Below are 12928 nucleotides of genomic sequence, written 5' to 3' on the forward strand. Positions count from 1 at the left end.
TCTCATTCCCCTCGCAACAGTTCTGGCTGATCTAACTGTTCCAAACTGCGGGAGAAATCTTGAATCAGATCATCCGGATTCTCAAGGCCGACCGACAAACGCAGGAGACTGTTTTTGATGCCGCGCTTTTCCCGCTCCGCCTGCGGCATCGCCGCATGGGACATTTTTGCCGGATACGATAAAATCGATTCAACTGCCCCGAGACTGACAGCAAATACAGGGATTTTCACGCCGGCGACAAACGTGCGGAGAGCGGCTTCACTTTTAAGTTCAAATGATAAAACAGCCCCGGCCCCTTGAGCTTGGTCCCGCTGCAAGTGATAATGCGGGTGGCTGGCCAGTCCGGGATAATAGACAGTTTCGATCAACGGATGTGCCTGTAAAAATTTCGCGATCTTAAGCGCAGTATGTTGTGAAAAATCCAGCCGGACACTGAGCGTTTTCAAGCCGCGCAGTACGAGCCAGGCATCCTGGACCCCGAGAATAGCACCAAACGAATTTTGCAAAAATCCGAGCCGCTTCGCCAGCGCCTCATCATTCACCACAGCCAGTCCGGCAACTACATCGCTGTGGCCTGATAAAAATTTTGTGGCACTGTGGAGGACAAGATCAGCCCCAAGCTCAAGCGGCCTTTGCAGTGCTGGTGTTAAAAACGTGTTATCGACAAAGGTTAAGGCCCCAATCTCTTTCGCCAAGCAGCTGATCGCACGGATATCTGTCACTTTTAATAACGGATTCGATGGTGTTTCCACATAAAAGGCTTTTGTGCTTGGCCGGATCGCCTGTTTCACCTGCTCTAAGTCGGTCATGTCGACGAAGGTGTGCTCAATCCCAAAGCGAGATAGCACCTCAGTCACCATGCGGAAGGTTCCGCCGTACACATCCTCGGTGATGACCACATGGTCGCCAGCCGACAGCAACAGAAAAGCGGTGGAAATCGCCGCCATTCCGCTTGAAAAAGCAAAGCCTTTTACGCCGCCTTCAAGCTCGGCAATCACATCCTCAAGTGCTTCCCGAGTCGGATTTAAACTGCGGGCATAATCATACTTTCCAAAATGATCAACATCAAACTGGTGAAACGTTGAGGCGTGCTGGATTGGAACACTCACAGCGCCTGTTGCCGGATCGATTTTATGCTGATTATGAAGTAATCTTGTTTCAAAATGATATTCATCGTATGTCATTATACGGTCACCCCTTCATGAATATTAGCAAAGGCCTGATCTAGGTCAGCAATTAAGTCTTCTGCATCTTCTATACCGACAGAAAAACGTAACAAACGGTTGCAAACCCCTTGGGCAATCCGAATTTCTTCAGGAATATCGGCATGGGTTTGGGTTGCCGGGTAGGTTATGAAGCTTTCCGTTCCCCCAAGGCTTTCAGCGAAGCTAATCAGTTTTAACCCTGTTAAAAATGGATTGACCCAAGCCTCATCCTTGATACGGAACGAAACCATCCCGCCGTGACCGGGATAAAGCACATCTGTGACATCAGCATGGTTCGTAAGATATTCAACAATGGCCTTCGCATTTTTCTCATGCCTTTCCATACGCAGTGACAAAGTTTTCATTCCGCGCATTAACAGCCACGAATCAAACGGGCTAAGCACACCACCGGCGCCGTTATGATGAAATGCCAGTGCTTCGCAAAGTTCCGCGCCCTTCGCAACAATCAGACCGGCTAGGACATCATTATGACCGCCTAAATATTTCGTGGCGCTGTGGATGACAATATCGGCGCCAAGCTTAATCGGCTGCTGCAACAGCGGCGTGTAGAAAGTATTATCAACAATCAGTAACATTCCGTGTCGTTTGGCAATCTCCGCAATGGCGGCGATATCGGCCTGCTGCATCAACGGATTGGTCGGTGTTTCGAGGAAAATTGCTTTTGTATGCGGTGTAATGTTATTTTCAACGGTTTCCGGACAACAGGTATTGATATAGTGACAAGTCAGGCCCCATTTTTTAAAGCCTTGTTCCAATAAACGGTAGGTTCCCCCATATAAATCCTCGCTGACTAACCATTCATCTCCGGATTTGAATAAGGACAGCAGCGTAAAAATCGCCGCCATTCCGGAACTGCAGGCAAAGCCTTGATCGCCGCCTTCGAGATCCGCGATTGTTTTTTCAAGAAGCTGCCGCGTCGGATTTCCGGTACGGATATAATCAAAACCCGTTGACTGCCCGATTCCATCGTGGCGGTAGGCGGTTGAAAAATAAACCGGCGGGTTGACGGTTCCAGTTGTGGTCTCACTGCGATTGCCAATTTGGGCTAATTTGGTGTCGATTTTGTACATTATGCATTCTCTCCTTTAAAAAATTTTAGCAACTCGGTGCAGTCATTTTTAGCGGAGGCGGCTGTCTTTCCTAGACTAGCTCCAACGCCTTGTGACTACTCCGGATAGGGGGCTTTCGTTCTCCATTAAAAAAAGCCTTCTATAAGAAGAAGACTTTTGTAAGCACGAACCACTCGGTCATTCTTCTTATCTCGCAAATTACTAAAAATTTGCAGGACTTAGCACCTTTTCAATGGAATCCCACTGAAGGTTGCTGAGGTGTCATTGGGCCCTTCCCTCAACCTCTCTTGATAAGAAAATCGAATATTTTGATTTTCATTAAATTTACTACACTAAGACAATAGTGTCAATATATATTCAAAAGGAGGATGGTTGCAGAAGTTAAATACTTAGCAGTCTGTTCTTCCTAGTGAACAATTGATTAATAGCGAAACAAAAATTTTTTATAAAAAAGGGTTTATTTTTTAGGTAAATGGGATTATAATGTTCTTAATTAAGTACAAAAAGATTAGTTAAAAAGTAATAATTTTGAAAGGTTTATTTTTTTGCTCAATACGTTCTATAAAAAGAACGAAATAAATTTTGAGAATTTTGGGTGATGTCTCCTTACCATTATCAATGGAGACACTCGGTCATGCTGTGGGTAGAAATACCTTAGACGCTAGTCGTCGAGAGTGTGATGTGAGGGCGGGTTAGATGCCCATTTTAAAATTTATAAGTTTGTTCTTTTATTGATGGAGAGGATAAACTTATAAATTTTATAAAGAAAGTGGGTTGAGGGATGACGTATATTCAAAGATTATCATTTTTTATTTTTATTGATTCATGGCTAGTTTTGGCAGCCATTCTTGTTAGCAGTTTTTTAATTAAAGATGAGCTCGAAATTTTTTCCTTTTCTTTTACTCTTAGTTTAATTGTAATTTTACTTGTCCATCATTTTCTCTCGTTTCAATTCAAGTTATACAAAAAAGTTTGGGCATATGCGAGTGTGGGGGAGTTAATTAGTATATTAAAAGTCGAAACATTTACGATCCTCTTTACAGTAATCATCCAACAGCTTGTGTTAGATGAAGTCTTTATTCGCTATCTGATCGTAACTTGGATGCTGAATTTGTTGTTTGTTGGTTCTTCGCGTTTCTGTTTCAGATGGTTCAGAGATTCAGTGCTTAATAAAACAAATAATAAAAAAAGAACATTAATTATAGGTGCCGGATCAGCTGGGGTGATGGTGGCCAGGCAATTAAAAAAAACAAATGAAGCCAACCTTTTGCCAGTTGGGTTTATTGATGATGATGAAAAGAAACACAAACTTGATATTTTAGGGATTCCCGTCTTAGGTGGAATCACAAAAATTGAAGCAATAGTAAAGAATTTTAGTATTGATCATATTGTGATTGCGATTCCTTCCCTTAATAGAACAGAATTGAATAAAATTTTTGCAGAATGTGTGAAAACAAGTGCAAAAACACAAATTCTTCCAATGCTCGAAGATTTAGTAACGGGAAAAGTTTCGGTCAAACAATTTCGTGATGTGCAAGTAGAGGATTTACTTGGGAGAGAACCTGTGGATTTGGATATACAAAGCATCACAGCAATTGTCACGAATAAAGTTGTTTTGGTTACCGGTGCCGGCGGTTCGATTGGATCTGAAATTTGTCGCCAACTTGCCGCATTTTATCCTAAACAGCTGATTTTATTAGGTCATGGGGAAAATAGTATTTACACCATTGAAATGGAATTAAAAGAACGTTACCAACAATCACCCATTGAATTTATTTCTGTGATTGCGGATGTACAGGATGAGAGAAAAATGATGTCAGTGATGAGTACATACAGACCGGATGTTGTATATCATGCTGCTGCACATAAACATGTTCCATTGATGGAAGAAAATCCAGAGGAAGCAATAAAAAATAACTTGATTGGAACGATCAACACTGCAGAAGCCGCCAGATGGAATGGGGTAAAAGCATTTGTCATGGTTTCTACGGATAAGGCGGTTAATCCAACAAGTGTAATGGGGGCAACCAAAAGGCTTGCAGAAATGGTAATCCAATACTTGAATACAGAAAGTGAAACAAAGTTTGTTACAGTCCGATTTGGTAATGTTTTGGGAAGCAGGGGAAGTGTCATTCCGCTTTTTAAGCGACAAATAGAAAAAGGAGGGCCCGTTACCGTAACCCATCCGGATATGGTGCGCTATTTTATGACGATACCCGAGGCCTCTCGATTGGTACTGCAGGCAAGTGCCCTGGCCAATGGCGGGGAGATTTTCATATTAGATATGGGCCAGCCGGTAAAAATTCTCGATTTAGCAAAGAACCTTATTAAGCTTTCAGGTTTTTCTCTGGAAGAAATTGAAATTGAGTTTACGGGAATAAGACCAGGAGAAAAGCTTTTTGAGGAATTACTTAATGAAAATGAGGTTTATCAGCAACAAATCTACCCAAATATTTATGTAGGTAAGCCGTCTGATCTGTTTATTCAAGAAATTGAAGAATTAATTTCCCATTACTCAAACCTTGAAAAAGACGAAATTAGGAGCAGGGTTATTCAGCTTACAAATCGGAAAGAGGTAAAGACAAAGTTGTCGGTACCGATTTAATTGGGGTTTAAACATTATTATAAAAAAGAAAAGTTTCATAGACTGCGAAGGTGATAATTTTGGTCATACTTATTACCGGTGGAGCCGGGTTTATCGGCACCCATACGATTGTGGAATTGCTAGCTGCCGGATATGAACCAGTTGTTGTTGATAATTTTTTGAATAGCAAACCTGCATCATTACAAAGAGTACAGGAACTAACAAAACGAAATTTTAAAATATATAATATTGATTTATTAAATGAAACCAAGCTAGAAACTGTTTTTTTGGAAAATCAAATTGATGCGGTCATTCACCTGGCAGGAATTAAAGCTGTTGCTGAATCAGTGAGCAATCCTCTTTGGTATTACCAAAATAATATTTTGGCTACAGTAAATCTTTGCAGGTTAATGAAAAAATACCATGTCAAAAAAATGGTTTTTAGTTCATCCGCAACGGTTTACGGAATACCTAAAAAAGTTCCGATTACAGAAGACTATCCTCTTGATGCTTTGAATCCATATGGCCGGACAAAACTGGCGATTGAATTAATGTTGAGGGATATATATCAATCTGATCCAGAATGGAGCGTAGCCTTATTAAGGTATTTTAATCCAATTGGGGCTCATAAGAGTGGAAAAATTGGCGAAGATCCTAAGGGAATTCCCAACAATTTAATGCCTTTCATTACTAGAGTTGCAGCCGGCAAATTAGAGGTTCTTCCAATATTTGGTGATCATTATCCAACGGTTGATGGTACTGGTGTAAGGGATTATATTCATGTTTCGGATTTAGCCACCGGCCATTTAAAGGCTTTGGAAAAAGTAATCCAGTCTGCAGGGATAGATGCTTATAATTTGGGAACAGGACAAGGTTATAGTGTCCTAGAATTAGTGTCTGCGTTTGAATCGGTGACCGGTATTCGAATTCCTTATCAAATAACCTCTCCACGGCCTGGTGATGCTGCAATATGTTATGCCGATCCATCAAAGGCAAAAAATGAACTGGGCTGGAGGGCGGAGAGAGAAATTAAGGAAATGTGTGAAGATTCCTGGAGATGGCAATCTCAAAATCCGAATGGATATTTGGATGATGAAGAACTGAATAATCTTTTAGAAATACCAGATTACCAGAGTAGTAGTTAAAATTTTTAATGTTTCTTATTTTGAATTACAGCTGAGTGGTTTGCAGCAGATAGTATTGGTTTCCTTGTGATAAAAAAGTAAATTATTACATTGCTCGTAATTGAAGGGATTTTGTGATATGAAAAGATTGATGGATATATTTGGTTCATTATTATTATTGATAATATTCACACCGGTTATTTTGATAATAGCCATTTTGGTTAGAATAAAATTGGGTACACCAATACTGTTTAAACAAAGACGACCAGGATTAAATGGTAAAGCTTTCTATCTTTATAAATTTCGAAGCATGACAGAACAAAGGGATGCTTTTGGAAGACTGCTTCCGGAAGAACAAAGGATGACACCATTCGGTTCCTTTCTGAGAAAATTTAGTCTAGACGAACTCCCTCAACTAATAAATGTATTAAAGGGAGAACTAAGCTTAGTAGGTCCTAGGCCGCTATTAATGGAGTATCTTCCATTATACACTAAAGAACAGGCAAAGAGGCATAATGTGAAGCCAGGAATTACCGGGTGGGCTCAAGTTAATGGACGAAATGCAATTTCATGGGAAAAGAAATTTGAACTGGATGTATGGTATGTGAATCATCATACATTATTACTAGATATAAAAATATTGTTTTTAACCATTATTAAGGTAATTCGTCATGAAGGTGTAAATCAAGGGGAACATATTACGATGGAGACCTTCACGGGAACAAAAATAGAAGAAATAGGAAAGCATGGATAACTGAAAGGACAGTTATATCAATATCGGAGGTGATTCACATGCTGCAAACGGTCAAAAAAAATAGAATTTTCCTTTCCCCTCCCCATATGAGTGGAATGGAAATGGAATATATTCAAGAAGCGTTCGAATCCAATTGGATTGCTCCTTTAGGGCCGAACGTTGATGCGTTTGAAAATGAAATAGCAAGTTTTCTAGGAGTCAATGGGGCTGTTGCGGTGAGTTCAGGTACCGCCGCCATTCATTTGGCTCTTATTTTATTAGGAGTGAAAAAGGGTGACACCGTTTTTTGTTCGAGTCTCACTTTTGTAGCAACAGCTAATCCTATACTATACCAAGGTGCAGAACCGGTATTTATTGATTCGGAACCGGATACCTGGAATATGTCACCAAGAGCGCTTGAAAATGCATTTAAAGAAGCAGTTTCATTAGGGAAGCTTCCAAAAGCTGTTATTATAGTAAACCTTTATGGACAGTCTGCCAAGATGGATGAACTCGTCTCCATTTGTAAAAAGTTCAACGTCCCGGTAATTGAAGATGCAGCAGAATCCCTAGGCAGTCAGTATAAAGGAAAGATGAGCGGCACATTCGGAGATTTTGGCATCTTTTCATTTAATGGCAATAAAATCATCACTACATCTGGAGGAGGAATGCTTGTTTCCAATCATACAGAGGCGCTTTCAAAAGCCCGATTTTTAGCCACACAAGCAAGAGATGCGGCCCCCTATTACCAGCATAGTGAGGTAGGGTTTAATTATCGAATGAGTAATATTTTAGCAGGGATTGGGAGAGCACAACTTATGGTATTGACAGAAAGAATTGCGGCAAGAAGAAGAATATTTAATCTATACCAACAGGAGTTATCCCAACTGCCGATTACTTTTATGCCGGAATTAAAGAACACCTTTTCAAATCGCTGGCTAACCGCGTTTACAATAAACAAAGAAAAAACGACTATTACGATTAACGATTTATTAGCCGCATTAGAGGCGGAAAATATCGAGGCACGGCATATATGGAAACCACTTCATATACAGCCTCTGTTTAAAGAATATAAATACTATTCGCACGATGAGAATAGCAGTTTTTCAGAGGAACTTTTTGAAACCGGAATTTGTTTGCCTTCAGGTTCCAACATGACAATTTCAGATCAAATGAGGGTTATTGACTGTATTAAACAAGTATTTTCCAAATTAGCAAGGGGATAAAGAGGGTAGCTCATGATTGGAGAAAAAATTGCGGAAATACGGAAACAAAGAGGGTATTCCTTAACAGAGCTGGCGGAATTAGCCAATATATCAAAGTCATATTTAAGCAATATTGAACGCAATTTGAACAAAAATCCTTCTCTCAAAGTAGTGATTAAAATTGCAAAAGTTTTAAAAGTAGACTTATTAACACTACTAAAAAACGGAAGTGACCTTGAAACTCATATATATATCGAAAAGGAATGGGTCGAATTTGTGAATGAATTGAAGGAAATGGGAGTGGAAAAGGAGCAGTTGGAACAATACAAAACCCTGATAGAATTTATCAGGTGGAAAAATCAACAACCAGAATAAAATTTCTAGGGCTGAATTTTTTTGGAGGATTATATGGAGGGAACAATCAGTTTAATAGATATGATCAATATACTTAGGAAGCGCTGGAAGCTAATCGTCCTTCTGACAATAACAGCGGCGGTCGTGAGCGGGATCCTTTCTTATTATTATTTAACACCGGTCTATCGCGCTTCAACCCAGATTTTAGTTAATCAGAAAAATGAGAAAAACCAGCTCGACTATAGTCTGCTTCAAAGTAATGTCGGATTGATCAACACTTATAGCGCGATTATTAAAAGTCCAGTTATTTTGGAAAAAGTGATTGAGAAGCTGGAACTGAAAGAAAGTGTCGATAGCCTTAATCAAAAAATGACGATTAATAGCCAGGATAATTCACAAGTATTTTCCATCATCGTCGAAGATGAAAATGCTCAGGAAGCGGTGAAAATTGTTAATGCTATATCCGAAACGTTTCAACAGGAAGTCAAAAGTATTATGAGCGTAGATAATGTTAGCATCCTTGCGAAAGCCGTTTCGAAAGAGAATCCTGCCCCGGTAAAACCCAATCCTATCCTAAATATCGGAATTGCCGTTGTAATAGGGATGCTTGCTGGAATGGGAATCGCCTTCCTTTTAGACTTCCTGGATAATACCTTGAAAGATGACCGGGATGTCAATGCGATTCTCGGTCTGCCGGTGCTGGGAACGGTTAAGAAAATGTCTCGGAGTGAGAAAAGGAAAAGGGTAAATCGAACTGCCCGCAACGTGGGAGGGGAAACAATTGTTTCGTAAATTTAAAAAGAAAGATAAAAGAAGAGTACATTTAATTGCTCATTATAATCCAACGGCATCTGTTACGGAACAATATCGGCTAATAAGGAATAATTTGCAGTTTTCTTCGGTGGATAAAGAAATTAAATCGGTTGCGATTACATCACCGGAAGCATCTGACGGAAAGTCGACAACGGCGGTCAATTTAGCCATTGTCCTGGCACAGCTTGGAAAACAGGTATTGGTGATCGATACAGATTTAAGAAAGCCGACCTTCCACTATTCTTTTAGCGTTAGCAATCTGGATGGGCTGACAAGTGTCCTTACGAAGAAAATTGACCTAAAACAGGCCATATCGCATACAATTATTCCAAATTTGGATGTTTTAACAAGTGGTCCTACTCCCCCTAATCCATCAGAGTTATTGGATTCGAAAGCGATGGAAAATATCATGATGGAATTAAAAAATACGTATGATTATATCGTTTACGATACACCGCCATTGTTGGTCGTAACAGATGCCCAAATCATGGCGAATAAATGTGATGGCGTTGTCATGGTCGTTTCTAGTGGGAAAACGAAAAAAGACGGGGCACTGAAAGCAAAACAATTATTAGAAAAGGCCAATTCGAATATACTTGGTGTCGTCGTAAATGGAGTGGAATCGAAAAGGAAGAATAGTTATGGCCATTACAGTTAAACGGCCCATCAATAATTGGATCAATTGATTAAAAAGAGGGAAGAACAAGATGATTGATATCCATTGTCATATTTTACCTGGTATAGACGATGGTCCCCAGCACTTTCATGAGAGCATAGAGATGGCAAAAGCGGCAGTAGAAGAGGGGATTACTCATTTATTTGCTACACCGCATCACCTGAATGGACAATATGAAAATGTAAAGAGCGATATTCTGAACTACGTACTAAGCCTTAATCAACATTTGCAATCCGAAAAGATTCCCATTACGATCCATTCTGGCCAAGAAATTAGGATTCATCGAGAATTATTGTTTTCCCTTGCAAACGATGAAATATTGACCCTGGATAATAGGCAGGAATATTTGTTATTGGAGCTTCCTTCCGGAGAGGTACCGAAATACACCCTAGAAATGGTATATGAATTGAAACTTAGAGGGCTCACACCGATCATTGTCCATCCTGAAAGAAATAGAGGTTTTATCGAGAACCCCCTGCTTCTCTTTGAAATAATCCAAGAAGGAGGTTTGACACAACTTACCGCCGGAAGTGTCAGTGGTCATTTTGGGAAAAAAATAAAATCGTTTTCCGAAACAATGATCGAACATCATTTGGCGCATTTCATTGCATCGGATTCACATTTTACCAGGTCAAGAGGGTTCTTTTTTCAAAAAGCGTATGACACGATTACAAAGAGGTTTGGTATCCAACATACTTTTTATTTTAAGGAAAATGCTCAACTACTTTTATCCGGCCAACATCCACATATTGAAAAGCCGCTTCCAATTAGAAAAAAAATACTGGGGGTTTTTTGAAGGACAATGTCGGTATTGTGCTTCAAACCTAAACACGAAGACGGTGATGATGATTGAATATATTGTTTCTAACTTTAGCAACTATGGAGGATATTCATGAAAGGGGAATATATACAGACCTTGTAAGGGAACTAGCAAGTAAAGGCAATAATATGTATGTCGTCTCTCCAAGAGAGAAACGTACAGGACTACCTACTGAGGTAAAGATAGAAGAAAATATCAAATTATTAAAGGTAAGGACTGGAAATATCACCAAGACAAACTTTTTTGAAAAAGGTGTTTCTACTCTCACGATAGAGAACCGTTATCTAAGAGCAATAAGGAAATTTTTTTCGGGTGTTCACTTTGATTTAATCCTATACTCCACTCCGCCGATAACGTTTGAAAAGGTCGTTTCCTATTTTAAGAAAAAGCATCAGAGTAAAACCTATTTAATATTGAAAGATATATTTCCACAAAATGCGGTGGATTTAAATATATTAAAAGAAAATAGCCTTGCTTGGATGTATTTTCGCCAAAAAGAGAAAAGACTATATAAAGTATCGGATGTCATTGGCTGCATGTCAGAGGGGAATGTGAATTATGTATTAAATCATAATTCTTTTATCGAAAAGCATAAAGTGGAAATCTTCCCTAACTCGATTGAACCGGTTGAAAGATTGTCGAAAGCAGATGCGAGTAAACAGTTTTATAAAAAATATAATATACCATTTGGTATTACCTTATTTGTCTATGGAGGAAACTTGGGTAAACCGCAAGGAATTGATTTTTTGTTAGAGGTTACCGATAACTTCCATAAGATTGAAAATGGATTCTTGCTCATTATAGGGTCAGGAACTGAATATGAAAAAATCAGAAATCATATGGAAATGCATAAACCTAAAAATGTAAAACTGTTTAAAAAGCTTCCTAAAGAGGAATATGATCAGCTGCTGGAAATTGCAGATGTAGGGTTAATTTTTCTGGATAAAAGATTTACCATACCAAACATTCCTTCCAGGTTAACCTCTTACATGGAATACTCGCTGCCGGTCCTTGCCGCGACTGACAAACAGACAGATTTAAAAGATATATTAATGGATTCAAATAGCGGATTATGGTCTGAAAGCGGTGATATGAAAGCATTTATAAAGAATGCCAGAAGACTGGCCAACGATAACAGTTTAAGAGAGCAAATGGGAATCAGTGGGAGGCACTATTTGGAAGAACGTTATGACATTAGAAAAACGGCTCATATCATTACGAAACACTTGCAATAAATTTTAATGGGAGGAGTGAAGACATGTTTAGTAATAAAACGTTACTTATTACTGGAGGAACCGGCTCCTTTGGAAACGCGGTAATGGAAAGATTTTTAAATACTGATGTCAAAGAGATCCGGATTTTTTCACGCGATGAAAAAAAACAGGATGATATGCGAAAAAAATATCATCATGAGAAACTCAAATTCTACATAGGGGATGTTCGAGATCTCTCCAGCGTAAAAAATGCTATGTATGGGGTAGATTATGTTTTTCACGCTGCAGCCCTAAAGCAGGTTCCTTCCTGCGAGTTTTTCCCCCTCGAAGCGGTAAAAACAAATGTGTTGGGAACGGATAACGTCCTGACTGCTTCGATCGAATATGGGGTAAAAAAGGTGATTTGTTTATCTACGGACAAAGCAGCCTATCCCATTAATGCAATGGGAATATCCAAAGCAATGATGGAAAAGGTATTTGTCGCCAAATCAAAAACGGTGTCTCCTGAAAAAACATTGATTTGCGGGACTAGATACGGAAATGTGATGGCTTCCCGTGGTTCAGTTATTCCACTGTTCATTGAACAAATTAAAAGCGGACGAACCATCACGATAACTGACCCGAATATGACCCGATTTCTTATGAGTCTTGAAGAAGCGGTAGAACTGGTTATTTTTGCGTTTCAACATGCTGAGGCTGGGGATATTATGGTTCAAAAGGCGCCGTCCTGTCTGATTGGGGACTTGGCCCAGGCATTGAAGGAATTATTTGCTGCCGATAATGAAATCAAAATTATCGGAACACGCCACGGAGAAAAGCGGTACGAAACACTGCTGACAAAGGAAGAATATTTAGTTGCTGAAGATATGGGGGATTTTTTCAAAATCCCTGCCGATAAGAGAGATTTGAACTATGACAAGTATTTTATTGAAGGAGATAAAAAATTATCAGCAGAACAAGAATATAATTCTCACAGTACAAAAATATTAACAGTTGAAGAGATTAAAGAAAAACTGCTTGAACTCGACTTTGTTCAGAATGAACTAAAATTTACCCAAGTAAAAGCGAAGGCGATCTAATAATACACTGGTATCAGAAAGGCTTGATGA

The 12928-nt window shown here is 39.3% G+C and carries 12 protein-coding genes and 1 riboswitch; of the genes, 10 read left to right on the plus strand and 2 right to left on the minus strand.

The genetic code is table 11. The features are described 5' to 3' along the window. Window positions 1-2: 2 nt before the first annotated feature. Window positions 3-1184 carry a cystathionine beta-lyase gene (gene metC, locus RCG24_RS20835; RefSeq protein ID WP_308077954.1) on the minus strand — a complete coding sequence of 394 codons (1182 nt, stop codon included), beginning with the start codon at window positions 1182-1184 and terminating at the stop codon, window positions 3-5. After that, on the minus strand, window positions 1184-2296 hold the full coding sequence (locus tag RCG24_RS20840) for a methionine biosynthesis PLP-dependent protein (RefSeq protein ID WP_308077955.1): 1113 nt from the start codon (window positions 2294-2296) through the stop codon (window positions 1184-1186). Before RCG24_RS20840 ends, metC begins: the two co-directional genes overlap by 1 nt. A gap of 183 nt (window positions 2297-2479) precedes the next feature. Next, window positions 2480-2593, minus strand: a riboswitch (SAM riboswitch). A gap of 484 nt (window positions 2594-3077) precedes the next feature. Here RCG24_RS20840 and RCG24_RS20845 point away from each other — a divergent pair. From RCG24_RS20845 to RCG24_RS20890, 10 genes are all read left to right on the plus strand, one after another. Continuing rightward, complete coding sequence (locus tag RCG24_RS20845; RefSeq protein ID WP_308077956.1) at window positions 3078-4901, plus strand: polysaccharide biosynthesis protein; 1824 nt, start codon at window positions 3078-3080, stop codon at window positions 4899-4901. 59 nt (window positions 4902-4960) lie between these two features. After that, complete coding sequence (gene galE / locus RCG24_RS20850; protein ID WP_308077957.1) at window positions 4961-6025, plus strand: UDP-glucose 4-epimerase GalE; 1065 nt, start codon at window positions 4961-4963, stop codon at window positions 6023-6025. A 118-nt stretch (window positions 6026-6143) separates the two neighbouring features. Continuing rightward, window positions 6144-6758 carry a sugar transferase gene (locus RCG24_RS20855; protein ID WP_308077958.1) on the plus strand — a complete coding sequence of 205 codons (615 nt, stop codon included), beginning with the start codon at window positions 6144-6146 and terminating at the stop codon, window positions 6756-6758. Window positions 6759-6796: 38 nt separating this feature from the next. Next, window positions 6797-7963, plus strand: a complete 1167-nt coding sequence (locus tag RCG24_RS20860; protein ID WP_308077959.1) for a DegT/DnrJ/EryC1/StrS family aminotransferase — start codon at window positions 6797-6799, stop codon at window positions 7961-7963. Window positions 7964-7975: 12 nt separating this feature from the next. Further along, window positions 7976-8317 carry a helix-turn-helix domain-containing protein gene (locus RCG24_RS20865; protein ID WP_308077960.1) on the plus strand — a complete coding sequence of 114 codons (342 nt, stop codon included), beginning with the start codon at window positions 7976-7978 and terminating at the stop codon, window positions 8315-8317. Window positions 8318-8350: 33 nt separating this feature from the next. Then, window positions 8351-9088 carry a YveK family protein gene (locus RCG24_RS20870; protein WP_308077961.1) on the plus strand — a complete coding sequence of 246 codons (738 nt, stop codon included), beginning with the start codon at window positions 8351-8353 and terminating at the stop codon, window positions 9086-9088. Continuing rightward, a complete protein-coding gene (locus RCG24_RS20875; RefSeq protein ID WP_308077962.1) occupies window positions 9078-9767 on the plus strand; it encodes a CpsD/CapB family tyrosine-protein kinase in 690 nt (229 codons plus the stop codon). The genes RCG24_RS20870 and RCG24_RS20875 overlap by 11 nt, the downstream gene beginning before the upstream one ends. 49 nt (window positions 9768-9816) lie before the next feature. Then, entirely contained in the window at window positions 9817-10581 is a 765-nt protein-coding gene (locus RCG24_RS20880) for a tyrosine-protein phosphatase (protein WP_308077963.1), read from the plus strand. 83 nt (window positions 10582-10664) lie between these two features. Next, entirely contained in the window at window positions 10665-11840 is a 1176-nt protein-coding gene (locus RCG24_RS20885) for a glycosyltransferase family 4 protein (RefSeq protein ID WP_308077964.1), read from the plus strand. 23 nt (window positions 11841-11863) lie between these two features. Then, window positions 11864-12898, plus strand: coding sequence for a polysaccharide biosynthesis protein (locus RCG24_RS20890; RefSeq protein WP_308077965.1), 1035 nt, complete (start codon window positions 11864-11866; stop codon window positions 12896-12898). Window positions 12899-12928 lie beyond the last annotated feature (30 nt).

The organism is Neobacillus sp. OS1-32, from assembly GCF_030915425.1.
In the GTDB taxonomy this organism is placed as follows: Bacteria; Bacillota; Bacilli; order Bacillales; family Cytobacillaceae; genus Neobacillus; species Neobacillus paridis.